Consider the following 25,713-nt stretch of genomic DNA (forward strand, 5'->3'; position numbering starts at 1 on the left):
GAGGACTGGCATGCATGACCGGCTGCAAGCACATGTCCTGCGTAACCTTCGTGCTAACCTGCGCCGCTCATGTCCACGTTCGATCCCTTCCCCGGAGGCCCGGCACCCGACGCCGGCGCCCCGCGCCGCATCCTCACCCCCAGCACGCTGAACCGGCTGGTCCGCGGGCTGCTGGAAGACGCGCTGCCGATGGTGTGGATCGAGGGCGAGCTGTCCAACGTCGCCCGCCCCGCGTCCGGGCACCTGTACTTCACGCTCAAGGACGCCGGCGCCCAGGTGCGCTGCGCCATGTTCAAGATGAAAAGCAGCCGGCTTACCTTCAAGCCGATGGACGGCATGCAGGTGCTGGTGCGGGCGAAGGTGGGCCTGTACGAGCCGCGCGGCGAGTTCCAGCTGGTCGCCGAGGCGATGGAGCCCTCCGGCGAAGGCGCGCTGCGTCGCGCGTTCGACCAGCTCAAGGCCAGGCTCGATGCCGAGGGCCTGTTCGACGCCGCGCGCAAACGGCCGCTGCCCCGCTACATCCGCCGGCTCGGCGTGATCACCTCGGCCACCGGTGCGGCGATCCGCGACGTGCTGAGCGTGCTCAGCCGGCGCTGGCCGCTGGTCGAGGTCGACGTGCTGCCGGTGCCGGTGCAGGGCAAGGAAGCACCGCCGGCAATCGAGGCGATGCTGCGCAAGGCGTCCGCCAGCGGCCGCTACGACGCCCTGCTGCTGACCCGCGGCGGCGGTTCGCTGGAAGACCTCTGGGCGTTCAACGACGAGGCCGTCGCCCGCGCCGTGCATGCCAGCGCGGTGCCGGTGGTCAGCGCGGTGGGCCACGAGGTCGACTTCAGCATCGCCGACTTCGTCGCCGACCTGCGTGCCCCCACGCCCTCGGCCGCGGCCGAACTGCTGGTGCCCGACGCGGCCCAGATGGCGCGGCAGCTGCGCCTGCTCGAGCAGCGCCTGGTCACTGTCGAACGGCGCAAGCTGCAGACCCTCGACCAGCGCGTCGACCAGCTGTTCGCGCGCCTGCAGGCGCAGCGGCCGCAGGCGCGACTGGCCCGCGACCGCGATCGGCTGACGAACCTGCACCGCCGCCTGCACGCGGCGCTGAGCGCCGGCAGCACGCGCCGCGAACGCCGGCTGGAACAACTGCTCGCCCGGCTGCTGGCGCAGCATCCACGCCACCGCCTCGCCCTGCTCCACCGCAGGCTCGACGAGCTCGACCCGCGTCTGCGCCGCGCCATTGCCCGCATGCTCGAGCGCAAGCGGCTCACTCTCGCCCAGGTCGCCCGCGCGCTGCATGCGGTCAGTCCGCTGGCCACGCTGGAACGCGGCTACGCCATCGCCTTCGACGCCCGCGGCAAGGTGCTGCGCTCGCCGGCCCAGGTCGAGCCCGGCGATGCGCTGCGCATCCGGCTGGCGGAGGGCGAACTGGCCGCCCGCGCCGGCGACTGACCGGCGCATCCACGTCCGCACCACGCCGGACGCACGACACTGTCGGCTTCCCCCACCGGTCCGCACCGGAGACCTCGATGCTCGCCAAGTCTTATCCCTACTACCTCGCCAACCGTCCGCAGACGTCGAAGCAGACGCTCGAGGTCCGCGACAAGTTCAGCGGCCGGCTCGCCACCCGCGTGGCGGTGCCCGACGCCCGCGCCACCGAGAAGGCGATCGCCGCTGCGGTGAAGGCCGCGCCGGCGATGCGCGCGTTCAAGCCGTGGCAGCGCCAGGCGGTGCTGCAGCACTGCGCCGAACGCTTCGAGGCGCGCCGGGACGAGCTCGCCCGGGCGCTGTGCATCGAGGCCGGCAAGCCGATCCACGATGCGGCTGGCGAGGTCACCCGGCTGATCGAGACGTTCCGCATCGCCGCCGAAGAGGCCGTGCGCATCAACGGCGAGACGCTCAACCTGGAGATCGCCGCCCGGCTCGACGGCTACCACGGCTACACGCGTCGCGTGCCGCTGGGGCCGGTGAGTTTCATCACCCCGTTCAACTTCCCGCTCAACCTGGTCGCGCACAAGGTCGCCCCGGCGATCGCGGCCGGCTGTCCGTTCGTGCTCAAGCCCTCGGAGAAAACCCCGATCGGCGCGCTGATCATCGGCGAGGTGCTGGCCGAGACCGACCTGCCGAAGGGCGCGTTCTCGATCCTGCCGCTGGACGGCGCCCACGCCGGGCCGCTGGTGGAGGACGAGCGCTTCAAGCTGCTGTCCTTCACCGGCGGCCAGATCGGCTGGGAGCTGAAGGCGCGCGCCGGCCGCAAGAAGGTCACGCTGGAGCTGGGCGGCAACGCCGCCTGCATCGTCGACGCCGACCAGGGCGACAGGCTCGACCACGTGGTCGAGCGGCTGGTGTTCGGTGCGTTCTACCAGTCCGGCCAGAGCTGCATCAGCGTGCAGCGCATCTATGCGCACGTGGATGTCTACGAGGCGCTGAAGCGCAAGCTCGTCGCCGCGGTGAAGAAGCTCAAGGCGGGTGACCCGAAGAAAAAGGACGTGTTCCTCGGACCGATGATCGACGAGGCCGCCGCCGAGCGCCTGCACGGCTGGATCGCCGAGGCCCGCCAGGCCGGCGCGAAGCTGCTGTGCGGCGGCCGGCGCGACGGCGCGATGCTCGAGGCCACGCTGATGGAGGACGTGCCGCCCGAGGCGAAGGTCAACCGGCTGGAAGCGTTCGGCCCGTTCGCCCTGCTCGCCCCGTTCCGCACGCTCGACGAGGCAGTGGCGATGGTCGACGACTCCGACTTCGGCCTGCAGGCCGGCATCTTCACCAACCGCCTCGACCACGCCATGCGCGCCTGGGATGAGCTGGAGCAAGGCGGCGTGGTGGTCAACGACGTGCCCAGCTTCCGCGTCGACAACATGCCGTACGGCGGCGTGAAACTCTCAGGTCTCGGCCGCGAGGGCGTGCGCTACGCCATCGAGGACATGACCGAGCTGCGCCTGATGGTGATGCGCGAGGGCTGAGCCGGATCAGCCCGTGGCGACGGCCCGGCCGAAACTGCGACGCAGCTGCTCGACATCGCGTGACGGCGGCGCGCCGAACTGGCGGCTGTATTCGCGGCTGAACTGCGACGGGCTCTCGTAACCCACGCGATGTGCCACCGACGCCACATCCCCGGCCTCGGACATCAGCAGCCGGCGCGCCTCCTGCAGGCGCAGCTGCTTCTGGTACTGCAGCGGACTCATCGCGGTGACGGCGCGGAAATGGTGGTGCAGCGAGGAGGTGCTCATCGCCACCTCGGCGGCCAGTTCGCCGATGCGCAGCGGCTGGTGATAGTGCCGGCGCAGCCAGTCGATCGCCCGCGCGACCTGCTGGCTGCGGCTGCCCGCCACCGCCCGCTCGCGCAGGCGCTGGCCCTGCGGCCCGGTCAGCAGCCGGTACAGGATCTCGCGCTCGACCAGCGGCCCGAGCACGGCCAGGTCGGCGGGTTCGTCGAGCAGGCGCACCAGCCGCAGCACGGCGTCGAGCAGGCCGGGATCGAGCGGACTCACCGCCAGGCCCCGCCCGGACGGCCCGGGCAGCGCCGCCGGCGCCGTGGCCAGCAACTCGCGCAGGCGGTCCATGTCCAGGCACAGCTTCACGCACAGGTACGGACGTCCGGGCGAAGCCTCCACCACCTGGCAGTGCGCCGGCAGGTCGAAGGCACTTAGCAGGTAGTTCGACTCGTCGTAACGATGCACCTCGTCGCCGAGGATCACCTGCTTGGCACCCTGCGCGACCAGCACCAGCGCCGGGTCGTAGACCATCGACAGCCGCGGCTCCGGCGCCTCGGACCGGAAGAAGGCCAGCCGCGGATGGAACCGCCCGCAGGCTCCGTCGGCGCTGGCGAATCGTTCAATGCGGCTTGCCAATTCTTCGCGATCCAGATGCATGCGGCCGGGGCGGATCACGGGCTTGTCATCTGTTTTCACTGTCTTTTCAACCCAAATCGGAACGTCGATCTTGCCCAATTCTCCACGCCGAATCGAGCACCATCGCGCCGACTCCGGAGAAACAGGCAAGGATCGCGCAGGATCCGGCTACGGCTCCGGCCGACCCCGCGACGATAATTTCCCGGTTGCTCCGAACCATCCCCCATCGAAGGAGATCCGCATGGCACTGAACATCCGTGGCTTTGCCGCCCAGTCCGCCACCACCCCGCTGGCCCCGCACAGCTTCGAGCGCCGCGAGCCGCGCTCCGACGACGTGGTGATCGACATCCTCTACTGCGGTGTCTGCCACTCCGACATCCACCAGGCCCGCGACGAATGGGGCGGCAGCCTGTACCCGATGGTGCCCGGCCACGAGATCATCGGCCGGGTCGCCTCGGTCGGCGCCGAGGTGAAGGGCTTCAAGGCCGGCGACCTGGTCGGCGTAGGCTGCATGGTCGACTCGTGCCAGCACTGCGAGGCCTGCCACCAGGGGCTGGAGCAGTACTGCGTCGAGGGCATGGTCGCCACCTACAACAGCGTCGACAAAAAGGACGGCCTGCCGACCTTTGGCGGTTACTCCGAGCGCATCGTGGTCAACGACAAGTTCGTGCTGCGCATCGATCCGCGGCTGGACGCCAAGGCCGCCGCGCCGCTGCTGTGCGCCGGCATCACCACCTGGTCGCCACTCAAGCACTGGAACATCGGCCCGGGCAGCAAGGTGGCGGTGGTCGGCCTGGGTGGCCTGGGCCACATGGGCCTGAAGTTCGCCAAGGCGCTCGGCGCCGAGGTCACGCTGTTCACCCGCTCGCCGAGCAAGGAGGAGGAGGCGCGCCGGCTGGGTGCCGACCACGTGGTGCTGTCCACCGACGAGGCGCAGATGAAGGCCGTGGCGCGCCGCTTCGACTTCATCCTCGACACCGTGCCGACCAGGCACGACCTCAACCCGTACCTGGCCACGCTGGCCCTCAACGGCACGCACTGCCTGGTGGGCCTGGTCGAGCCGATGGATCCGCCGGTGCACGCGGCCAACGTGATCTTCGGCCGCCGTTCGATCGCCGGCTCGCTGATCGGCGGCATCGCCGAGACCCAGGAGATGCTCGATTTCTGCGCCGAGCACGGCATCGTCTCCGACGTGGAGATGATCCGCATCCAGGAGATCAACGAGGCCTACGAGCGCATGCTCAGGAGCGACGTGCGCTACCGCTTCGTGATCGACCTGGCCTCGCTGAGCGACGCGGCCTGAGTACCACCGGGCCACGGCGCAAGGCCGTGGCCCTCCCGTCACTCCTGCACCGGCACCGATGACGACCGGGCCGGCGCCACCGTGGCGGCCGCGGCCGGCACGGGTGCCAGCGACAGCGGCGGCAGCGGCGGCGGGTTCTTGCCGGTGAGGTTGTAGTAGCGGAACTGCAGCTGCCCCAGGTACTCGTGCAGCGCGAGGTCGAACACCATGGCGTTCCACGAACTCGGCAACCAGCCCTTGCGGGCCCGCAGCAGGTCGGCACGCACCGGTTCGGGATGCATGCCGAAATGGCCGAAATACAGCAATGCCCGCCGCATATGCATGCCGGAGGTCACCAGCACGAGCTTCTGCGGGTGGTAGGCCGCCAGCAGTGGACGGCTGAACTGGGCGTTCTGCCAGGTCGACAGGCTGCGCGACTCGAGCACCAGGTCGCTGCGTGGCACGCCCATCCCGACGAGCAGGTCCGAGTACACCAGCGCCTCGGCGCGGCCGCTGTGCACGGCGTCGCCTCCGCTGACCAGCAGCTTGCAGTCATTCCCCGAGGCGTGGCACTGCTGATAGACCGCGGCGGCACGGGCGATCCGGCCGAAAGCATAGAACGAGGGCTCCACCGTGCCATCCGGCACACGCGTGGTGCCGGCACCGAGCAGGATGATCGCGTTGCGCGGCGCCCAGGTACCGCTCACCTGTGTGGATAGCCCGTCCTGCAGGCCATCGAGCATGCGCTGCGGCACCGGGCGATACCCCACTCCCCACAGCGTCCCCAGCGCCAGCAGCAGGACGGCCACGCCCGTCCGCCTCGATCCCCGCCATGCCAGCACCAATCCCAGCACGAGCAGTATCCCCAACACGCCCAGGCTCATCGCTTTCCTCCATCGAAACGGCAAGCCTAGCGCAGCGTTCGTGTCGGGAAACGCAGCGACCACCGAATCGCCACTGGAAAGTCACCCGGGCAGTCCAATCTTCCGGGCATCGCCGATTCGAGGTGCGTGTCGTGGTCCAACGAGGATTGCTTTTTGCCGGGCTGATGCTGGCGCTGCTGTTCGCCGGCGCTTCCGCTCCCGCCCGGGCGGAGTCCGGTAGCGACTACGCCCGCCTGACCGCACCGGACGTCCCCGCGGCCACGGCATTCCTGCGCGACACCATGAATTGCGACGTGCTCGATGCCGGGGCGTCGCGGGCGCTGCTGGAGTGCGGCCCGGGCAGCGTGGTGGAGATCACCCGTGGCCGGCCGGTCAACGGAAGCCAGCCGGCCTTGCGCCTGCGCACGGAAAACGCCGATGCCACGCTTGGCTGGCTGCGGCAGCGCCATGTTCCGCTGGTCGACGACCGTACCGCCGGCACGCTCGGCCCGGACGGACTGCTGCACATCGACGTGCGCACCCCCTGGGGACAGACCCTGGAGCTGGTGGGCTACGGCCACGCCGCACCGATCGCGGCGACCCGACCGCTGGCGGTCGACTGAGGCCGCTCCCCGGGCGTCGCTGCGGCGGCGTACGATGCCCCCGAAACCCGGCGGCCCCTCCCCCGCCGGGCATGGAGAGGGAGACGGCGCATGGGCACCCTGGTCTTCGTCCACGGCTGGAGCGTCACCAACACATCCACCTACGGCCAGATGCCGCAACGCCTGCAGCAGCAAGCGGCGGCACAGGGCCTGCCGCTGACCATCCGCGACATCTGGCTGAGCGAATACGTGAGCTTCGACGACGCCGTCACCATGACCGACCTGGTGCGCGCGTTCGACCATGCCCTGCGTGACCTGCATCTGCTCGAGCCATCCTTTGCCTGCATCACCCATTCCACCGGCGGCCCGGTCGTGCGCGAGTGGTTGCGCGCGCAGCGCGACACGCCGACCCGCTACAGCACCATCCGCCTCAGCCACCTGGTCATGCTCGCTCCGGCCAACTTCGGTTCGGCCCTGGCGCAACTCGGCAAGGGCGTGCTTGGCCGCCTGAAAGCCTGGTTCGACGGTGTGGAGCCCGGGCAGCGCATCCTCGACTGGCTGGAACTGGGCAGTGCCGAATCGCTGCGGCTGAACCTGGACATGATCCACGGCAGCGATCCGCTCGACGGCGGGCTGTTCCGCTTCGTGCTCACCGGCGACCGGCCCGACCGCTCGCTCTACGATCATCTGAACAGCTACACCGGCGAAGACGGCTCCGACGGCGTGGTGCGCATCGCCGCGGCCAACCTCAACGCCTCGCATGCAGTGCTGAGCCTCGCCGGTGGCGGCAGCGGCGTAGCCGCCGGCACCGATCCGCTCTCGCTCTACCTCACGCGCGGCCCGCGCTGCGCGTTCAAGATGATCGCGGGCGCCGCACACTCGGGCACCGACCACGGCATCCTCGCCAGCGCCCAGCCGGCCACCATTGAAGTGATCCTTCGCTGCCTCGCGGTGCGCGATGCACCCGGCTATGTCGCGCTGTGCGATGCCTTCGAACGGGAGAACGCCGCGCGCGATGCGGACAAGGTGGAGCTGGAGCCGGCCGAGCCGTTCCCGCCGCGCGTGCACATCCACGACCCCCGCAGCCTGCTGATCCTGCGCCTGACCGACGAAGCGGGCGAACCGCTCACCGGAGCCGGCCTCCTGCTGACCGCCGGTACCCCACCGAGCCCGGACCTGATGCCACCGGACTTCCTGATCGATCGCCAGGCCAATTCCCACCAGCGCACCACGGTGTCGCTGTTCCTCAACCACACCCTGCTGGCCGGCGACGACCGCGTGCCGGATCCCCGCAACACGCGCCGCACGCTGCGTCCGGCGATCCAGGCCCACCGCCCCTACGGCGCGCTGGTGAAACCGGTCGACCTGACCGGCCTGGTGCATCACGCACTGGCACAGAGCGGCGCCGGCGACGACCTGTTCACCGCGCTGGGGCCGCACCAGACCACGGTGCTCGACGTGGTCCTGCCACGCAAGATCCATGAAGGCGTGTTCCGGCTGACCCAGGACCTCGCCCCGCAGGACTTCAGTCATCCGTTGCCGGGAGCGCTGATCGGCTGATCGATCAGCGCAGCCACCAGGCAACCGCAGCCGCCGCGGCGATCGCCAGCAGCGCCGGCACCAGCCAGCTCCGGCCGGGTTGCACTCGAGCGCCAGTACCGGCGGCAGCAGCTGGCGCAGGTATCGACACCGGATTGAGGCTATCGGCATCGGCACGACGGTGGAGCAGGCCGACCATCGCCTCCAGCAACGAATCGTCGAAGTCGTACGGGTCGAAACGCCCCTTGCCGTGCATGGCCAGCAAGGTCTGCACGTCGCTGGCGGCGGGCACGTATTTCATCGACCAGTCGGCGAACGACGGCGCGCCGATGGCCTGGCGACGCAGTACCTTCACATCGCGGTGACGGGGGTCCGCCAGCAGCCGGCCGAACAGCTCGTCGATCGCAGCTCCCGGCCCCTCCAGGCACTGGAAGAAGCAACCATCGCCGTAATACAGCGCGCCGACCAGGTCGCGCCGCGGGTTGTTGCGACGCGACTGCATGAGGATACGGGCCACCGCGGGTTCTACGCCGCCACCGTTGTTGGAGGGCTGGAACGTGGCACGGCTGGCGTACACCAGCTGCTGGATGTCTGACATGGAATTCGCCTCGGGCATTTCGCGCCTCGCGGGCAGCGACCGGGCGTATACGTCAGAAACCGCCGCGTAGACGCAGCGTCAGGCCCTTCATGAAATTGCGCAGCATCTGGTCGCCGCAGGCACGGAAGTTCTTGTGCTCCGGCTGGCGGAACAGCGCGCTCAGCTCGGGCTTGGACACCGGCAGGCCGACCGATTCGAAGATGGCGTGCATGTCCACGTCCTTCAGTTCGAACGCCACGCGCAGCTTCTTCAGCACCACGTTGTTGGTGATGCGCTTCTCCGGCGGCCGTGCCGGCTGGCTGTCGTCGCGGCCACGCCGGTAGAGCACCAGGCCATCGAGGAAGCGGGCCAGCACCGGCGTGCTGCAGGTCTGGTAGCCGGGCTCGTCCTCGCGCAGCAGCATCGCCTGCACGTCCTCCTTCTCCAGCAGATAGGCCGGATCGGCCAGCTTGACCAGCTCCACCACCTTGCCGTCGCTGAGGTCGAGCATGTAGCGGATGGCGCGCAGGATGTCGTTGTGGAGCATGGTCGGGACGGCACCGCGTGGGGAAAGGGCGCCCATGCTACCGCGAGCGCCCCGGTTTGACCCCGTTTGCCGCACGGACACGTTCCACCCTCCACACCCACCCGGAGGTCGTCCGATGCCCACCAAGATCCCGCCACGCACCCTGCCCCTTGCGCTCGCCGCCGCTCTGGCACTCGCCGCCTGCGGTCCCGCCCGCCAGACACCGCAGGCGGCGGATACGCACGCAGCGACCCCGGTGCCGGATCCCACGGCCGACCGTCCGTCCCCCGTGACGGACCGCCTGTCCGCGCCCCCTGCACCGCCGGCGCCGCCAACCGCACCCGCTCTCGCCCGCGAGGCGCGCAGCCTCGGCGCGCTGAAGGCGATGCAGGTCGCTGGTGCACCCATGCGCATCGCTTCGTTCGCCCCGGTGCTGCCGGTCGCCGTGAACACCGAGCACTACACCCACCGCGACAGCAATCCGGTTCAGCTGACCAGCGAGCAGCCGGTATCGACCTTCGGGCTGGACGTCGACACCGGTTCGTACACCAACGTCCGCCGCATGCTCGATGCCGGCCAACTGCCGCCGGCCGATGCGGTGCGCGCCGAGGAATTCATCAACTACTTCGACTACGGCTACACGCCACCGCAGGACCGCAGCCAGCCCTTCAGCGTGACCACCGAACTGGCGCCGGCGCCATGGAACCCGCAGCGCCAGCTGCTGCTCATCGGCGTGCAGGGTTACCGCGTGCCGGCCAGCGCGATTCCCGCGGCCAACCTGGTGTTCCTCGTCGATACCTCCGGCTCGATGAATGAGCCGGACAAGTTGCCGCTGCTCAAGGCCTCGCTCAAGCAGCTGGTCACCCGGCTGCGGAAACAGGACCGCGTCGCCATCGTCACCTATGCCGGCAGCGCCGGCGTGGCGCTCGCCTCCACGCCCGGCGACCGGCACGCCACCATCGACGCGGCGATCGACCGGCTCGGCGCGTACGGCTCCACCAACGGTGCGGCCGGCATCGACCTGGCCTACGCCGAAGCCGAGCAGGGCTTCATCAAGGGCGGCGTGAACCGCGTGATCCTCGCCACCGACGGCGACTTCAACGTCGGCACGGTCAGCGAGGAAGCGCTGAAGACGACCATCGAGGACCATCGCAAGAGCGGGGTCGCCCTCACCACGCTGGGCTTCGGCCAGGGCAACTACAACGACGCGATGGCGGTGATGCTGGCCGACGCCGGTAACGGCAGCCACCACTACATCGACAGCCTGGCCGAAGGCCGGCGCGTACTGGTCGACGAGATGTCCGCCACCCTGCTGACCATCGCGAAGGACGTGAAGGTGCAGGTGGAGTTCAACCCCGCCCAGGTGAAGGAATACCGCCTGATCGGCTACGAGAAGCGCGTACTGCGGCGCGAGGACTTCAACAACGACGCGGTGGATTCCGGCGACATCGGCGCCGGCGCCAACGTCACCGCGCTGTACGAGATCACGCCGGCCGGGTCGGACGCCGCACGCGTCGATCCGCTGCGTTACACGACGCCGAAGAACGACGACTCCCACCATGGCGAACTGGCCTTCCTGCGCCTGCGCTACAAACTGCCCGGACACGACCGCAGCACGCTGATCGAACGCCCGATCGCCGAGCAGCCCGCGCACGGGGCGAGCGCACGCCTGCGCTTCGCCGCCGCGGTGGCCGCGTTCGCCGACCGGCTGCGCGGCGGCCGCTACACCGACGGCTACGACTATGCCCGCATCGCCGAACTGGCCCGCGGCGCGCGTGGCAACGACCCGGACGGCTACCGCGCCGCCTTCGTGCAGCTGGTGTCGCTGGCCGACGGTCTGTCCACCCATGCGCCGGACGTGGCCGACGACGCCACCGCGCAGCGTTGAGGTCGGCCGTGCCGTGGCGCCGTCGGCGATGGCGATGGCCGGATCCCCGCCGGCCCTCCTCCCCCGTCGCGACGTCGCCACGGTCGCGGTCACCCCGGTCCGACCCAGGCGCATGACGACTTATCGTGACAGCGCGGATCGCGTACCCTCGCCGCCCATGGATGCGGCGGTCGATCCCGATGCCCAGCTGATGCTGGCCTATGCACGTGGCGACCTCGCCGCGTTCGACGCGCTGTACTCCAATCACCGCGGACCGCTCTACCGCTTCCTGCTGCGCAGCGTGCGCGACCGGGCGCTGGCCGACGAGCTGTTCCAGGAAACGTGGAGTCGGGTGATCGCCGCGCGCGAGCGCTACCAGCCGCAGGCCCGCTTCCAGACCTGGCTGCTGCAGATCGCGCACCACCTGGTCATCGACGGCCATCGCCGCAAGCGTCCGCTGGCCGGCGGTGACGAGGCCGAGATCGCCCTGTCCACCCATCCCGCGCCCGAACGGGAACAACCCGAGCAGTCGCTGTCCGAGTTCGAACAGCGTCGTCGCCTGCAGCTCGCCATCGAGCAACTGCCCGACGAGCAGCGCCATGCCATCCTGCTGCGCCTGGAAAACGAGCTGAGCCTGGAGGAGATCGCCGACGTCACCGGCGTGGGCCGCGAGACCGTGAAATCCCGCCTGCGCTACGCCATGACCAAACTGCGCGACGTACTGAGTCCATGACCACGCCCCTGCCGCCCGATCCCACGCACGACGACAACCTGCCCGGCGAAGCCGAGCTGAAGGCGTTGTATGGCCGGCTGCCGACCGCCGAGCCGTCTCCCGCGCTGGATGCGACGATCCGGCAGGCGGCAGCCCGGGCCGCGCTGGGCAGTGAACGGCCCGAGCAGGCGAGACGCCGACGGCACTGGCCGATCGCACTGGGTACCGCCGCGACGGTCGTGCTTGCAGCGGGTCTGGCCTGGCGCATGCGGGAGATGCCGGTGCGCGAGACGTCGTCTCCTTCCGCGCCTGCGGCGGCCATGGACGCCGCCCGCAACGACGGCGCTCGCATGCCGGCCGGCGCCGGCCCCGCCAGCCCGCCCCCACGCGGGACTCCGGCGATGAAATCCGTCGCCAGCGAGCCGTCGATGACGACCAACCAGGCCAGGCCCGCCGCCCCGGCGCACCCGGTGGCAGCACGGCGCGCACCGGCACCTGTCGCCGCATCACGGATGCCCGAGCGCATGGCGCCGGAGCCAACGCTCCCGGCGGCGCCGATGCCGCAGCGCCAGACCCGCGCATCGGAAGCCGACGTGCTCGAGGCTGCGCCCATGCCCGCACCGGCTGCGCCGATGGCCCCCGCACCACCGGCACCACCGGCACCACCGGCACCGCCGTCGGCGCCTCCGATCTTTGCGCCGACGTTCGCCCCGGCGCCCGGGGCGGCCACGATCGGTACGCAGTTCACGCCCAGCCCCGGGATGGAGCTGGATGCGATCCGCGTGCTCTATGCAAAGGGCGAGACCGTCGAGGCCGACAAGCGGCTGCAGGCCTTCCACGACAGCCACCCCGACTGGCCACTGCCCGACGACCTCCGCCGCCACCTGGACAGGATCCCGTGAGCGACGCACTCACGGCCCTCGCCGGACGCTGTCGGCACGAGCAGGACATCAAGAAGAGCCGCTTCCTCGCCCTGGCCGCCCCGGTCGACTCGCCCGAGGAAGCGCTCGCCTTCGTGCAGGAAGTGGGCGACCCGGCGGCCACGCACAACTGCTGGGCCTACCGCATCGGCCAGGCCTACCGCTTCAACGACGACGGCGAGCCCGGCGGCACCGCGGGGCGTCCCATCCTGCAGGCGATCGAAGGCCAGGGCATCGACCATGCCGTGGTGGTGGTCACCCGCTGGTACGGCGGCATCAAGCTCGGCGCCGGCGGTCTGGCCCGCGCCTACGGCGGCACTGCCGCCGAGTGCCTGCGGCTGGCCGAGCGGGTGCCGATCGTGCCCAAGGCCACCCTGGCCCTGGACTGCGAATTCGCCGACCTCGCCCTGCTCAAGACGCGGCTGGCGGAGCTGGAGGCCAGCGTGACCGACGAGCAGTTCCACGCCAGCGGCGCGCGACTGCAGCTGCAGTTGCCGGAAAGCCGGGTGGCCGAGGCGCAGGCGCGCATCGTCGACCTCACGCGGGGGCGCAGCGAGGGCAAGCGGCTGGATTGACGCGCAGTCGCGAACGCACGCCGGGGCCGACCGGGACACGCCGTGCTTCGCTCGATGCACGGACGCGCGCATTGAAACCCCGCCCGGCCACCCCACCTCAAGCGGCTGATGCCCTGCAAGCGACTCCCATGACCGACGACGCCGGCAAGCCCCGCTCCTCCCGTCGCCTGACCTCCCTGCGCTCCCTCTGGCCTTATCTCAGGCCACACAAGGCCCTGGCCATCGGCTGGCTGGTGTTCCTGGGGCTGTCCTCCGGTGCCTCGCTGGTGCTGCCGATGGCGTTCCGCCACATCATCGACCAGGGTTTCGGCACCTCCAGCCTGGCGGTGATCAACGAGACCTTCCTGGCGCTGTTCGGCGTGGCGCTGGTGCTGGCCGTCGCCACCGCAGGCCGCTACTTCTGCATCACCCTCTTGAGCGAGCGCTCGCTCGCCTCGCTGCGCGATGCACTGTACGCGCACGTGATCCGGCTGGACGTGGAGTTCTTCGAAAAGAGCCGCGTCGGCGAGCTCACCTCGCGCCTGAGCGCCGACACCGAAGTGGTGCAGGCGCTGGTCGGCTCCGGTGTGTCGGTCGCCCTGCGCAGCGCGGTGATGCTGGTCGGCGCGGCGGTGGCGATGGTGTGGACCGCGCCATCGCTGGCCGGGCTCACCGCGCTGGTGATTCCCGGCGTGATGCTGCCGATCCTGGTGTTCGGCCGTCGTGTGCAGAAGCTGTCGCGCGCCAGCCAGGACCGGCTGGCCGACGCCGCGGCGATCGCCAACGAAACCCTCAATGCCGCCACCGCCGTGAAGGCCTATGCCCGCGAAGGCATCGAGAGCGGCCGCTACGGCAACGCGATCCGGCTGGCGCTGGCCACGGCGCGGCGCCGCATCGGCATGCGCGCACTGCTCACCATGTCGGTGATCGTGCTGGTGTTCGGCGCGATCACCCTGGTGCTGTGGGCCGGTGCCCGCCACGTGCTCGCCGGCACGCTGGACGCCGGCGTGCTCGGCCAGTTCGTGCTGTACGCGGTGTTCGCCGCCGGCTCGGTGGCGGGTCTTTCCGAGGTGTGGGGCGACGTGCTGCGCGCGGCCGGCGCGATGGAGCGCATCGGCGAGCTGATGGCCGAGACGCCGCAGGTCACCGCCCCGGCGCAGCCCCTGGCCCTGCCCTCGCCCGCCAGCGGCGCCCTCCACTTCGAACACGTGCGCTTCCACTACCCGACCCGCCCGAATACCGCCGCGCTGGAAGATTTCAGCCTGGTGGTGAACCCGGGCGAGACGGTCGCCCTGGTCGGCCCCTCGGGCGCCGGCAAGAGCACGGTGTTCGGGCTGCTGCTGCGCTTCTACGACCCGCAGTCCGGCCGCATCACCTTCGACGGCGTGGACCTGCGCGCGCTGCCCCTGCCGGAGCTGCGCGGCGCCATCGCGCTGGTGCCGCAGGAGACGGTGATCTTCAGCGGCACGGCGGCCGACAACATCCGCTTCGGCCGGCAGGACGCCAGCGACGACGAGGTGATCGAGGCAGCCCGCGCCGCCGAGGCGCACGAGTTCATCAGCGCCCTGGACGACGGCTACCGGGCCGAGATGGGCGAGCGCGGCGTGCGCCTGTCCGGCGGCCAGCGCCAGCGCGTGGCGATCGCCCGGGCGATCCTGCGCGACGCGCCGCTGCTGCTGCTCGACGAGGCCACCTCGGCGCTCGACGCGCAGTCCGAGGCGGCGATCCAGCAGGCACTGGAGCGGCTGGAGAAAGGCCGCACCACCCTGGTCATCGCGCACCGCCTGGCCACCGTGCAGCGCGCCGACCGCATCGTGGTGATGGACGGCGGCCGCATCGTGGCCCAGGGCACGCACGAGAGCCTGTTGGCCGAGGGTGGCCTCTACGCCGAACTGGCCAGGCTGCAGTTCGTCGCCTGAGGACGTGGCTCCAGGACCGCACGGGGCGGCGTACAGTCGTCAGCGGCCGGATGCTCCGCCGCGAGATGCACTCACCCAGTTGAACAATCAGGCACCGATATCGGCGCGCGGCACTGGAGAACACCCGATGAGCAACGCAACCGAGTACACCCCGCCCAAGGTCTGGAGCTGGGATCAGCAGAACGGCGGCAGGTTTGCCAACATCAACCGTCCGATCGCCGGCGCCACGCATGACAAGGCCCTGCCGGTGGGGCGCCATCCGCTGCAGCTCTACTCGCTGGCCACGCCCAACGGGGTCAAGGTGACCGTGATGCTCGAGGAGCTGCTGGCACTGGGCCACCGCGGCGCCGAGTACGACGCCTGGCTGATCAACATCAACGACGGCGACCAGTTCGGCAGTGGCTTTGTGGCCGCCAACCCGAACTCCAAGATTCCGGCCCTGATCGACCACAGTGGCGCGACGCCCGTGCGGGTGTTCGAGTCCGGCGCCATCCTGATGTACCTGGCCGAGAAGTTTGGCGCCTTCCTGCCCACCGCTGGTGCCGCGCGCGCCGAATGCCTGTCCTGGCTGTTCTGGCAGATGGGCAGCGCGCCTTTTCTGGGCGGCGGCTTCGGTCATTTCTACGCCTATGCGCCGGCCAAGTTCGAGTACCCGATCAACCGCTATGCGATGGAGGTCAAGCGCCAGCTCGATGTGCTGGACCGCCAGCTGGCAGGGCACCGATTCCTGACGGGCGACGACTACACCATCGCCGACATGGCGGTGTGGCCGTGGTACGGCGCGCTGGCCAAAGGCCAGCTGTACGACGCCGGCGAGTTCCTCGCCGTGCACGAGTACAAGCACGTGCTGCGCTGGGCCGACGAGATCGCCGCGCGTCCCGCCGTGCAGCGCGGGCGCAAGGTCAATCGAACCTGGGGAGAGCCGTCCAGCCAGCTGCACGAGCGCCACGATGCCGGCGACTTCGACACCTGCACCCAGGACAAGCTGGCCCCTCCGGCCAGGGACGCATCATGATCACGCTTTATGACTGCGCCACCGCGCCCAGCCCGCGCCGCGCCCGCATCTTCCTGGCGGAAAAAGGCGTGCAGCACGCCACGGTACCGATCGACCTGCGCAGCGGCGAGCAGATGGGCGAGGCCTTTCGCCAGATCAACCCGCAGTGCACCGTGCCCGCGCTGCGCACGGACGAAGGCACCTTGCTCACCGACAACGCCGCCATCGCCGCCTACCTCGAAGCCCGCTATCCGGAGCCACCGCTGCTGGGCCGCACCCCGCAGGACAAGGCGGCCATCGCCAGCTGGCAGTGGCGCTGCGAGTTCGAAGGTCTGATGGCGGTGGCTGACGCCCTTCGCAACAGCAACCCGGCCATGGTCAACCGCGCCTTGCCCGGCCCGGTGGACTACCCGCAGATTCCCGAATTGGCCCAGCGTGGCCTGGCCCGGGTTCGGCAGTTCTTCGTGACCCTGGACGAGCAACTGGCCGGACGCGATTTCATCGCCGCCGACCAGTTCAGCATCGCGGATATCACCGCGGTGGTGACCGTGGATTTCGCGCGGGTGGTCCGACTCAAGCCCGACGACAGCCTGCCGCACCTGCTGCGATGGCGCGCGGCCATGGCGCAGCGACCGTCGATGGCCACCTGATCCGTACGCCGACATGCAGCCGGTCCGGGGCTACTTGCGCCAGGCGCTTGATCCCCTGGCCGGATGCCATCGAGAGGAAACGTTGGCAGCGGTCGACGACGAGCCCCCGGTTGGGCGTTTTCCGTCGACGCCGAAGCACCGCACATCGAAATGATTCAACCGGTGACAGGTGACCATGACCCTGCCAGCCGAAACCCGGAACATCGCCTGAGACCCACCATGTCCATCGTCCTCACCCCGTTCGCCCGTGCCCGCCTGTTTCCCCGCGAATCCCGCCGCAACACCATCCAGGACTGCAGTGCCGAGGCCTTCGAGCGCCGTCTCAACGACGAAGCCCCACTGAAGGTGCTGGAGGGCTACGCGCCGTTCTGCCGCCTGCACGTGCACCGCAACTGGACCTCCACCCGCTGCATGGCGGTGCCAGTCACCGACGCCAACCGCCACCTGCTGCGCTCGGCCTACGAGTCCCGCACCAAGCAGGAACTGCCGGTGCTGGTGCGCTGGTTCGAAGGCGTCGAACCGCCGGTCGCCCACTACCTGCTGCCGATTCTCTACAGCCGCGAGCAGCTGGCGAAGGAAGGCGAACCGATCGACGCCGACTGGGGCGTCGTCGGCTGTCTCTACACGATGGAGCCGGAGGAGATCCCGATGGTACCGATCACCATGCTGCGCAATGCGCTCGGCGTAGAGGAAGGCGGCTCCGGCGTGCCGCTGGACCGCGAGGCCTACCGGCGCGCGGCGGCGTTCTGGGACGCGCACGCGAACTGGCGCGGTTAGTTTCCTCCCCACGGATACGCTGAGTCCGTTCCTCTACCCGGACCGAAAGCCATGCATCCTGCCGTCGCCCTGCTGTTGTTGCTTGCAGCACTGCCCGCCTCGGGGAGCGAGATCGCCACGCGCGTCGTCCTGGTCAAGCACACACGAACGCTCAGCCTGTATCGCGGCGATCACCTGCTTGGCAGTTACCGCGTCGCACTGGGCTTCGAGCCGGTCGGCACCAAGCAACAACAGGGCGATGGTCGAACGCCCGAAGGGCGTTACCTGCTCGATCGGAAGAATCCTCACAGCGCCTTCTACAAGGCCATCCACGTGTCCTATCCGGACGCCGCGGATCGCGCGCGAGCACGCCGCCACGGCGTGGATCCCGGCGGCGACATCATGATCCACGGCCAGAAGAACCGCCTGGGCTGGGCTGCATCAATGACCCAACGCTTCGACTGGACCCGCGGCTGTATAGCCGTCAGCGATGCGGACATGGACAGGATCTGGTCGATGGTGCCGGCCGGCACGCCAATCCTGATCACGCCGTAGGTCGCGGCAAGCGGCCGGACGTGCAGGCGGCGGGAACCGGATTGTCCCATCACCCGTACGCTTACGTGACTCAGTAAGCCGATACGCGACAGAAGCGCGTGCGCGCCGATCAACAGAGGCCCTGGTGAGATCCGAAGAGCTCATACAACCTCGCCCCGAGGGGCCTTACTGCCCTGCGGGTGACTTTTACATCGATCCCCTGCGCCCCGTCGCGCGGGCCGTGGTCACGCACGCCCACGCCGACCACGCCCGCAGCGGCAGCGGTCACTACGACGTGGCGGCCGCCGGGCTGGGGCTGATGCGCGAGCGGCTGGGCCAGGACGCGGCGATCACCGCGCGCGGCTATGGCGAGGCCTTCCGCATGGGGCCGGTCACGGTGTCGCTGCACCCGGCCGGCCACGTGCTCGGTTCGGCCCAGGTGCGGATGGAGCTGGACGGCCGCGTGGTGGTGGTGTCCGGCGACTACAAGCGCGATCCGGACCCGACCTGCGCCCCCTTCGAACCGGTGCCGTGCGACCTGTTCGTCACCGAGTGCACCTTCGGCCTGCCGGTGTACCGCTGGCCGCCGATGGAACGGGTCATCGACGACCTGCTGGCGTGGTGGGACGACTGCGCGCGCCGCGGCATGCCGGCCGTGCTGTTCTGCTACGCGCTGGGCAAGGCGCAGCGGATCCTCGCCGAATTGGCCGCACGCACCGGGCGCACCGTGCACCTGCACGGCGCGATGCTGCGGCTGGTGGAGCAGTACCGCCAGGCCGGCGTGACGATGGTGCCGACCGTGCCGGTGAGCGAGTCCGCGCGCGGCCGCGACTTCGCCGGCGAACTGGTGCTGGCGCCGCCCTCGGCGGCCGGCTCGACCTGGATGAAGCGCTTCGGCAAGGCCTCGACCGGCTTCGCCTCGGGCTGGATGCAGATCCGAGGCAACCGCCACCGGCGTGGCTACGACCGCGGCTTCGTGGTGTCCGACCACGCCGACTGGCCGGGCCTGCTGGCCAGCGTGGCGCAGTCCGGCGCGCGGCAGGTGCGCGTGACCCACGGCGACAGCGATGCGCTGGTGCGCTACCTGCGCGAACAGGGCGTGGACGCCGCGCCGCTGCACCTGCCGCGCGAACGCGATGCGGAGAGCGGCGGCTGATGCAGCGCTTCGCCGGACTCTACGCCGCGCTCGACGGCACCACCTCGACCCTCGCCAAACGGGAGGCGATCGCCGGCTACCTGCGCGATGCGCCCGCGGCCGACGCGGCCTGGGCGGTGCATGTGCTGGCCGGCGGCAAGCTGCGCCGGCTGGCGACCGCCACCGAGCTGCGCCGCGCGCTGGCCGAGGCCAGCAGCCTGCCCGACTGGCTGGTGGAGACCAGCCATCAGCAGGTGGGCGACCTTGCCGAGACCATCGCGCTGGTGCTGCCGCCGGGCGACGGCTCGCTGGACGACCGTCCCCTGCACGCATGGATGGAGCACGACCTGCCGGCGCTGGCGAAGCTCGACCCGGAGCGTCGCGTGGCCACCCTGCAGGCGTGGTGGTCCGCGCTGCCGCCGGGTCAGGTGTTCCTGCTCAACAAGCTGATCACCGGCGCGCTGCGCGTGGGCGTGTCGCAGCGACTGGTGGTGCAGGCGCTGTCGGCCTGGTGCGGTCAGCCCACCGACCTCATCGCGCACCGCCTCAGCGGCGAATGGCGCCCCACGCCCGCGGCCCTTGCGGCGCTGGCCGCACCGGCGCAGACCGACGAGCATCTCGCCGACCGGCCCTATCCGTTCTTCCTCGCCTCACCGCTGGAGGCCGACCCCGCCTCGCTGGGCGATCGTCACGACTGGCTCGCCGAGTGGAAATGGGACGGCATCCGCGCCCAGCTGATCCGCCGCGACGGCCGCTGCCGCCTGTGGTCGCGCGGCGAGGAGCGGCTCGACGGTCGCTTTCCCGAGATCGAACAGGCCGCCGCCGCGCTGGGCGGCGACGCCGTGCTCGACGGCGAGCTGCTGGCCTGGGATGCCGATGTCGACCGGCCGCAGCCGTTCCTCGCGCTGCAGAAACGCATCGGCAAGCGACTTCCCGGTCCGAAGCTGCTGGCGAACACGCCGGTGAGATTCATGGCGTACGACCTGCTCGAACACGCCGGCGCCGACCTGCGCGGGCAGCCGCTGGACGCACGACGCGCACGCCTCGCTGCACTGCTTGCCGGTGCCGATGCCCCGCTGATGCTCTCGCCCGCGCTGGACGCGCCGGACTGGCCCGCGCTCGCCGCGCTGCGCCAGCATTCGCGCGAGGCGCGCACCGAGGGCCTGATGCTCAAGCGCCGCGCCGCGCCCTACCGGGTCGGCCGCAAGCGCGGCGACTGGTGGAAATGGAAGATCGACCCGCACACGCTGGACGCCGTGCTGCTGTACGCCCAGCCCGGCCACGGCCGCCGCGCCGGCCTGTTCACCGACTACAGCTTCGGCGTGTGGGACGGCGACGAACTGGTCACCGTGGCCAAGGCCTATTCCGGCCTGGACGATGCCGAGATCGCGCGCCTCGACCGCTGGATCCGCGCCCACACCACCGAGCGCTTCGGCCCGGTGCGCGCGGTCGAGCCGCTGCAGGTGTTCGAGCTGGCTTTCGAGGCCGTGCAGCCCTCCGGCCGCCACAAGTCCGGCGTGGCGGTGCGCTTTCCGCGCATCGTGCGCTGGCGCACCGACAAGAAGCCCACCGATGCCGACCGCCTCGACGACCTCCGCCGCCTGGCGACGGGCTGAAGCGCGGCTGCGCGACTGGTTCGTCGCCACGCTCGGCCGCCGGCCGGCGCCGTTCCAGCGCGCCGCGTGGCAGGCCTGGGCGCAGGGCCACAGCGGACTGGTGCATGCTCCCACCGGCACGGGCAAGACGCTGGCCGCACTCGGCGGCCCGCTGATCGATGGCCTGCTCGAACCGGGCAGCGGGCTGCAACTGCTGTGGATCACCCCGCTACGCTCGCTGGCCGCCGACACCACCGTGCACCTCACCGCCGCGGTCGAGGGTCTGGGCCTGCCCTGGCGCGTCCTGCGCCGCACCGGCGACAGTTCCAGCGCCGAGCGCGTCCGCCTGCGCCGCGGCGCCTGCGAGCTGCTGGTCACCACGCCGGAGAGCCTGGCCCTGCTGCTCTCCTACCCGGACGCGGCGGCGCGCTTCGCGCAGCTGCGCGGCGTGGTGGTAGACGAGTGGCACGAACTGATCGGCAACAAGCGCGGCACCCTGCTGCAGCTGGGCCTGGCGCGCCTGCGCACGCTGCGTCCGACGCTGCGCCTGTGGGGGCTGTCGGCCACGCTGGGCAACCTCGACGAGGCGCTGCACGCGCTGGCCGGCGATGGCGTGCTGATCGGCACCCAGGCGCGCAAGCCGCTGCGCATCGACACCGCCCTGCCGGAACCGGGCGAACGTTTCCCGTGGGCCGGGCACCTGGGCCTGAGCCAGCTCGGTCGCGTGGCGCAGGCAGTACGCGAGGCGCGCAGTGCACTGGTGTTCGCCAACACCCGCGCCCAGGCCGAGCTGTGGCACGAGGCGATCGCCGCCGTGTGGCCGGACGACCCGGCGACGCTAGCACTGCACCACGGCTCGATCGCCCCGGCGCTGCGCCGCGCCGTGGAGGACGACCTGCGCGAGGGGCGCCTGCGCTGCGTGGTGGCCACCTCCAGCCTCGACCTGGGGGTGGACTTTCCGGCGGTGGAACGCGTGGTGCAGATCGGCAGCCCGAAGGGCGTGGCGCGGCTGCTGCAACGCGCCGGCCGCAGCGGACACGCGCCCGGTGCGCCGTCGCGGGTGCTGTGCGTGCCCACCCACCTGCTGGAGCTGGCCGAGATTGCCGCCGCGCGACGCGCGCTCGCCGCCGGTCGGCTGGAACCGCGCCACCCGCCGCGCGGCGGCCTCGACGTGCTGGCCCAGCACCTGCTCACCCTCGCGCTGGGCGGCGGCTTCTGCCCCGACGACGCCTACGCCGAGGTCTGCCGCACCCGCGCCTACGCACAGCTGCCGCGCGCGCAGTTCGATGCCGTGCTCGACTACCTCGAACACGGCGGCAGCGCGCTGGCCGGCTATCCGGAATACCGCAAGCTGGTGCGCGACGCCGACGGCACGTGCCGGGTGGAGAGCGCGCAGGTGGCGCGCCGCCACCGTTTCTCCATCGGCACCATCACCGCCGACGGCAGCCTGCACGTGCGCTACCTCAAGGGCGCGCGACTGGGTTCGGTCGAGGAGAGCTTCATCGCCCGGCTGCGTCCGGGCGACCGCTTCCTGTTCGCCGGCCGCCACCTGGAACTGGTGCGCGTGCGCGACATGACCGCCTGGGTGCGCCAGGCCACGGCACGGCGCGGCGGCGTGCCGCGCTGGGCCGGCGGACGGCTGCCGCTGTCCGGCGAGCTGGCCGACGCGATGCGCGCGGTACTCGCCGACGGCAACGGCCGCGAGCCCGAGCTGGATGCACTGGAGCCGTTGCGGGCGATCCAGCGCAGCCAGTCGCACCTGCCTGGCACCAGCGAGCTGCTGGTCGAACGCACCCGCACGCGCGAGGGAGAGCACCTGTTCGTCTACCCGTTCGCCGGACGCCTCGCGCACGAAGGGCTGGCCGCGGTGCTGGCCTATCGGCTGGCCGCGCTCGCACGCGCCGACTACGGCTACGCGGTCAACGACTACGGGCTGGTGGTCACTGCACACGCGCTGCCGTCGCTGGACGAGGCCGCGCTGCGCCGGCTGCTGCATCCGTGGGGGCTGCGCCGGGACATCCGCGCCAGCGTCAATCTCGCCGAGCTGGCGAAGCGCCAGTTCCGCGAGGTGGCTCGGGTGGCCGGACTGGTGTTCAACGGCTACCCCGGGCGCGACAAGACCCTGCGCCAGCTGCAGGTCTCCAGCGGCCTGCTGTTCGACGTGCTGTCGCGGCACGACCCAGCGCATCCGCTGCTGTGGCAGGCCGAGCGCGACGTGCTCGACCAGGCGCTGGAATACCGCCGGCTGCGCGCGGCGCTGCTGCAGGCGGCGCGCGGACCGCTGCGCCTGTGCGACACGGAACGGCTGACGCCGATGGCGTTCCCGCTGTGGGCCGAACGGATCCGCGGCGGCGTGCACGCGGACGACTGGAAAAGCCGCGTCGAGCGCATGGCGGCGCGGCTGGAAAAGGCGGCCGGCCGATGATCGAGCACGCGATCGAGGTCGCCGGCGAGTCGCTGCTGCTGCACGCCGAACGCGCGCTCTGGTGGCCGGCGCGGCGCTGGCTGCTGGTCGCCGATGTGCATTTCGGCAAGGGCGCGGTGCTGCGCCGTGCCGGCGTCGCGGTCCCCACCGGGCAGACCGTCGACGACCTCGCCCGGCTCGACGCGCTGATCGACCACTATCGCCCGACGCGCCTGCTGGTGCTGGGTGACCTCGTGCACGGACGCACTCCGCCTGATTCGCCATGGCAGACCACCGTGCGCGACTGGCGCCGGCGGCACGACGAGGTCGAGATGGCGCTGGTGGCCGGCAACCATGACCGGCACGCCGACCCGCATGCGCTCGGCTTCACCGTGCTGGGCGAGCACCTCGAGGAGGGTCCGTTCGCCTTCTGCCACGAACCGGAGGCGCGGCCCGGCCGTTACGTCGTGGCCGGCCACGTCCATCCGGCGGTGCGCGTGCGCGACGGCTGGCGCAGCCATCGCCTGCCGGCCTTCCGCTTCGGGGCTGCGGTGGCGATGCTGCCGGCCTTCGGCGCGCTCACCGGCCTGCACGACACGCCGGTGGCGCGCGGCGAACGCGTGGTGGCGGTCACGCCGTCCGGCCTGCTGCCGCTGCCGCCCTCGCATAGGCGCTGAGAGGCGTGCACAAAAAAACCCCGCGCCGGAGCGCGGGGTTCTACTTGCGAAACTGCCTGGACCGAGCGATCAGGCCGTGGCGAGCTCGACGCCCGAAGCCTGGGCACCCTTCGGGCCCGTGGTGACTTCGAACTTCACGCGCTGGCCTTCCTGCAGGCTGCGAAAGCCCTTGGCGTTGATTGCAGAAAAGTGGACGAAAACGTCCTCCCCACCGTCCTCGGGCGCGATGAAACCGAAACCCTTGGCGTCGTTGAACCACTTGACCGTACCGAAACGCATTGCGGCAACCTCTGAAGCTTAAGGATGGATGCACCAAGGTGTCGCGTTGAACCCTTGATCCCCTTGGTCCGCCGCCCCTGGCACCTCCGAAGTATCAGCATGTTTGTGGGTCGAGCGCAACATCCTGAACAGGTTCCCCTGCCAGGCCTTTTTCCGGGCTGCTAGCCAGCCAGCATCGCGGCGAGGATCTTCGGCACCTCGGCGGTCGCCGCCGCCAGGTGGGCGAAGATCTCCTCGATGCTGATCTCCTCCTCGTCGCCGCAGCCGGCGGCGAAGTTGGCCACCAGCGCGAGGCAGGCGTATTCCAGCTCCAGCTCGCGGGCCAGCGCGGCTTCGGGCATGCCGGTCATGCCGACCAGGTCGCAGCCATCGCGCTTCATGCGGGCGATCTCGGCGCGGGTCTCCAGCCGCGGCCCCTGCGTGGCGCCGTAGCAGCCGCCGTCGATCGCCGGCACGCCGGCACGCGCGGCCGCGGCCAACAAGTCGCGCCGCAGCGACGCCGTGTAGGGCTCGCTGAAGTCGATGTGCTTCACCTCGGCCCCTTCCACGTCGCAGAAGCTGGTGAACCGGCCATGGGTGTAGTCGATGATCTGTTCCGGCACCACGATCACCCGCGGCCCCATGTCGTCGCGGATGCCGCCGACGGCGTTGACGCCGACCACCCGGCGCGCGCCGAGCTGGTGCAGCGCCCACAGGTTGGCACGGTAGTTCACCCGGTGCGGCGGCAGGCTGTGGCTCTCGCCGTGGCGGGCCAGGAAAGCCAGGCGCCGGCCGGCGAAGTCGCCGGTAACCACGTCACCCGAGGCGGGGCCGTAGGGGGTATCGACGGATTGCCGCCGGGTGTTTTCCAGCCCCGGGAAGTTGTACAGGCCACTGCCGCCGATGACGGCCAGATCGATGCTCACGATGTCGTTTCCGGTTGAATGATTCAGGACGTGCGCCCGGTCGGTGCAACGAAGGTCTGAAGATGCCGGGCCAGCAGCTCGCGCGTGCGTTCATCGGCAAGCTTGCCGTCGGCGATCTTGGTGTGTGCCTGGAACACCAGCACCTCGCCCTGCGGCTCGACCACCGCGCCGGCACGGCGCAGCACCAGCCGCAACGCGTCCTGGGCGCGCACCGTTCCGGTGATGCCGGGGCTGGCGCCGACGATGCACACACGCTTGCCGGCCAGCGGCGCAGTCTCGCGCGCCGTGCCCTTGCGCGAGGCCCAGTCGATCGCGTTCTTCAGCACGCCGCTGATGCCGCCGTTGTACTCGGGCGAGGCCAGCAACAGTGCGTCCGCAGCCGCGATGGCGTCCTTCAGGGCGACCACTTCGGCCGGATCGCCCTGTTCCTCCACGTCCTGGTCGAACAGCGGCAGGCCGTGCAGGTCGTGGATCGCCAGCGTGTGGCCGGATGGCAGCAGCTCGGCCGCGGCATGCAGCAAGGCGGTATTGAACGAGGCCCGGCGCAGGCTGCCGGAAATGCCGAGGAGCTTCATGGCGCATCCCTC

At 70.7% G+C, this 25,713-nt stretch carries 25 protein-coding genes; 18 read left to right on the top strand and 7 right to left on the bottom strand.

Annotation, left to right across the window (positions count from 1 at the left end; genetic code table 11):
• Positions 1-69: 69 nt before the first annotated feature.
• Positions 70-1,440: an exodeoxyribonuclease VII large subunit gene (gene xseA / locus C693_RS0104680; protein ID WP_017461097.1), complete on the top strand. Its 1,371-nt coding sequence runs from the start codon at positions 70-72 to the stop codon at positions 1,438-1,440.
• Between the two features lie 77 nt (positions 1,441-1,517).
• A complete protein-coding gene (locus C693_RS0104685; RefSeq protein ID WP_017461098.1) occupies positions 1,518-2,948 on the top strand; it encodes an aldehyde dehydrogenase family protein in 1,431 nt (476 codons plus the stop codon).
• Between the two features lie 6 nt (positions 2,949-2,954).
• Here the strand turns inward: C693_RS0104685 and C693_RS0104690 are convergent, their stop codons facing one another.
• Complete coding sequence (locus C693_RS0104690; RefSeq protein ID WP_241762632.1) at positions 2,955-3,836, bottom strand: AraC family transcriptional regulator; 882 nt, start codon at positions 3,834-3,836, stop codon at positions 2,955-2,957.
• A gap of 241 nt (positions 3,837-4,077) precedes the next feature.
• On the opposite strand from C693_RS0104690, the gene C693_RS0104695 reads away from it, so the two are divergent.
• A complete protein-coding gene (locus C693_RS0104695) occupies positions 4,078-5,139 on the top strand; it encodes an NAD(P)-dependent alcohol dehydrogenase (RefSeq protein WP_017461100.1) in 1,062 nt (353 codons plus the stop codon).
• A 38-nt stretch (positions 5,140-5,177) separates the two neighbouring features.
• On the opposite strand, the gene C693_RS21095 is transcribed toward C693_RS0104695, so the two are convergent.
• On the bottom strand, positions 5,178-6,002 hold the full coding sequence (locus C693_RS21095) for a YdcF family protein (RefSeq protein ID WP_017461101.1): 825 nt from the start codon (positions 6,000-6,002) through the stop codon (positions 5,178-5,180).
• 131 nt (positions 6,003-6,133) lie between these two features.
• Between C693_RS21095 and C693_RS0104705 the strand changes: the two genes are divergently transcribed.
• Both C693_RS0104705 and C693_RS0104710 read left to right on the top strand, forming a co-directional pair.
• Positions 6,134-6,604, top strand: coding sequence for a VOC family protein (locus tag C693_RS0104705; protein ID WP_157798551.1), 471 nt, complete (start codon positions 6,134-6,136; stop codon positions 6,602-6,604).
• 90 nt (positions 6,605-6,694) lie between these two features.
• Positions 6,695-8,143 (top strand): hypothetical protein, encoded by a 1,449-nt coding sequence (locus C693_RS0104710; protein ID WP_017461103.1) that lies wholly within the window; start codon positions 6,695-6,697, stop codon positions 8,141-8,143.
• A gap of 4 nt (positions 8,144-8,147) precedes the next feature.
• Here the strand turns inward: C693_RS0104710 and C693_RS21100 are convergent, their stop codons facing one another.
• Both C693_RS21100 and C693_RS0104720 read right to left on the bottom strand, forming a co-directional pair.
• The gene (locus C693_RS21100; protein ID WP_100243649.1) at positions 8,148-8,720 is read right to left on the bottom strand and encodes a BLUF domain-containing protein; all 573 of its coding nucleotides are present in this window, start codon (positions 8,718-8,720) and stop codon (positions 8,148-8,150) included.
• 52 nt (positions 8,721-8,772) lie between these two features.
• A complete protein-coding gene (locus C693_RS0104720; RefSeq protein ID WP_017461105.1) occupies positions 8,773-9,246 on the bottom strand; it encodes a DUF1456 family protein in 474 nt (157 codons plus the stop codon).
• A 115-nt stretch (positions 9,247-9,361) separates the two neighbouring features.
• Between C693_RS0104720 and C693_RS0104725 the strand changes: the two genes are divergently transcribed.
• From C693_RS0104725 to pdeM, 13 genes are all read left to right on the top strand, one after another.
• Positions 9,362-11,113 carry a vWA domain-containing protein gene (locus tag C693_RS0104725; protein WP_017461106.1) on the top strand — a complete coding sequence of 584 codons (1,752 nt, stop codon included), beginning with the start codon at positions 9,362-9,364 and terminating at the stop codon, positions 11,111-11,113.
• A gap of 157 nt (positions 11,114-11,270) precedes the next feature.
• Complete coding sequence (locus C693_RS0104730; RefSeq protein WP_017461107.1) at positions 11,271-11,825, top strand: RNA polymerase sigma factor; 555 nt, start codon at positions 11,271-11,273, stop codon at positions 11,823-11,825.
• Positions 11,822-12,706 carry a hypothetical protein gene (locus tag C693_RS23975; RefSeq protein ID WP_017461108.1) on the top strand — a complete coding sequence of 295 codons (885 nt, stop codon included), beginning with the start codon at positions 11,822-11,824 and terminating at the stop codon, positions 12,704-12,706. The genes C693_RS0104730 and C693_RS23975 overlap by 4 nt, the downstream gene beginning before the upstream one ends.
• Positions 12,703-13,299 (top strand): IMPACT family protein, encoded by a 597-nt coding sequence (locus C693_RS0104740; RefSeq protein WP_017461109.1) that lies wholly within the window; start codon positions 12,703-12,705, stop codon positions 13,297-13,299. Before C693_RS23975 ends, C693_RS0104740 begins: the two co-directional genes overlap by 4 nt.
• 128 nt (positions 13,300-13,427) lie before the next feature.
• Positions 13,428-15,197, top strand: coding sequence for an ABC transporter transmembrane domain-containing protein (locus C693_RS0104745; RefSeq protein WP_017461110.1), 1,770 nt, complete (start codon positions 13,428-13,430; stop codon positions 15,195-15,197).
• A 127-nt stretch (positions 15,198-15,324) separates the two neighbouring features.
• Positions 15,325-16,212, top strand: coding sequence for a glutathione-dependent disulfide-bond oxidoreductase (gene yghU / locus C693_RS0104750; protein ID WP_017461111.1), 888 nt, complete (start codon positions 15,325-15,327; stop codon positions 16,210-16,212).
• Positions 16,209-16,841, top strand: a complete 633-nt coding sequence (locus C693_RS0104755) for a glutathione S-transferase family protein (protein ID WP_017461112.1) — start codon at positions 16,209-16,211, stop codon at positions 16,839-16,841. The genes yghU and C693_RS0104755 overlap by 4 nt, the downstream gene beginning before the upstream one ends.
• Positions 16,842-17,060: 219 nt before the next feature.
• The gene (locus tag C693_RS0104760) at positions 17,061-17,618 is read left to right on the top strand and encodes a DUF3228 family protein (RefSeq protein ID WP_017461113.1); all 558 of its coding nucleotides are present in this window, start codon (positions 17,061-17,063) and stop codon (positions 17,616-17,618) included.
• Positions 17,619-17,669: 51 nt separating this feature from the next.
• Positions 17,670-18,152, top strand: a complete 483-nt coding sequence (locus tag C693_RS0104765) for a L,D-transpeptidase family protein (RefSeq protein WP_017461114.1) — start codon at positions 17,670-17,672, stop codon at positions 18,150-18,152.
• A 121-nt stretch (positions 18,153-18,273) separates the two neighbouring features.
• A complete protein-coding gene (locus C693_RS0104770; RefSeq protein WP_026107185.1) occupies positions 18,274-19,287 on the top strand; it encodes a ligase-associated DNA damage response exonuclease in 1,014 nt (337 codons plus the stop codon).
• Positions 19,287-20,882, top strand: a complete 1,596-nt coding sequence (locus C693_RS0104775; RefSeq protein WP_017461116.1) for an ATP-dependent DNA ligase — start codon at positions 19,287-19,289, stop codon at positions 20,880-20,882. The genes C693_RS0104770 and C693_RS0104775 overlap by 1 nt, the downstream gene beginning before the upstream one ends.
• On the top strand, positions 20,839-23,286 hold the full coding sequence (locus C693_RS0104780) for a ligase-associated DNA damage response DEXH box helicase (RefSeq protein ID WP_017461117.1): 2,448 nt from the start codon (positions 20,839-20,841) through the stop codon (positions 23,284-23,286). Before C693_RS0104775 ends, C693_RS0104780 begins: the two co-directional genes overlap by 44 nt.
• Positions 23,283-23,942, top strand: coding sequence for a ligase-associated DNA damage response endonuclease PdeM (gene pdeM, locus C693_RS0104785; protein ID WP_017461118.1), 660 nt, complete (start codon positions 23,283-23,285; stop codon positions 23,940-23,942). The genes C693_RS0104780 and pdeM overlap by 4 nt, the downstream gene beginning before the upstream one ends.
• Before the next feature lie 69 nt (positions 23,943-24,011).
• Here pdeM and C693_RS0104790 read toward each other — a convergent pair whose 3' ends face one another.
• From C693_RS0104790 to C693_RS0104800, 3 genes are all read right to left on the bottom strand, one after another.
• Positions 24,012-24,221 (bottom strand): cold-shock protein, encoded by a 210-nt coding sequence (locus C693_RS0104790; protein ID WP_017461119.1) that lies wholly within the window; start codon positions 24,219-24,221, stop codon positions 24,012-24,014.
• Positions 24,222-24,382: 161 nt separating this feature from the next.
• Positions 24,383-25,126 carry an S-methyl-5'-thioinosine phosphorylase gene (locus tag C693_RS0104795; RefSeq protein ID WP_017461120.1) on the bottom strand — a complete coding sequence of 248 codons (744 nt, stop codon included), beginning with the start codon at positions 25,124-25,126 and terminating at the stop codon, positions 24,383-24,385.
• 23 nt (positions 25,127-25,149) lie between these two features.
• Positions 25,150-25,701: an NADPH-dependent FMN reductase gene (locus C693_RS0104800; protein WP_017461121.1), complete on the bottom strand. Its 552-nt coding sequence runs from the start codon at positions 25,699-25,701 to the stop codon at positions 25,150-25,152.
• Positions 25,702-25,713 lie beyond the last annotated feature (12 nt).

The sequence above is a fragment of the Dyella ginsengisoli LA-4 genome (assembly GCF_000334915.1).
GTDB classification, from domain to species: Bacteria; Pseudomonadota; Gammaproteobacteria; order Xanthomonadales; family Rhodanobacteraceae; genus Dyella_A; species Dyella_A ginsengisoli_A.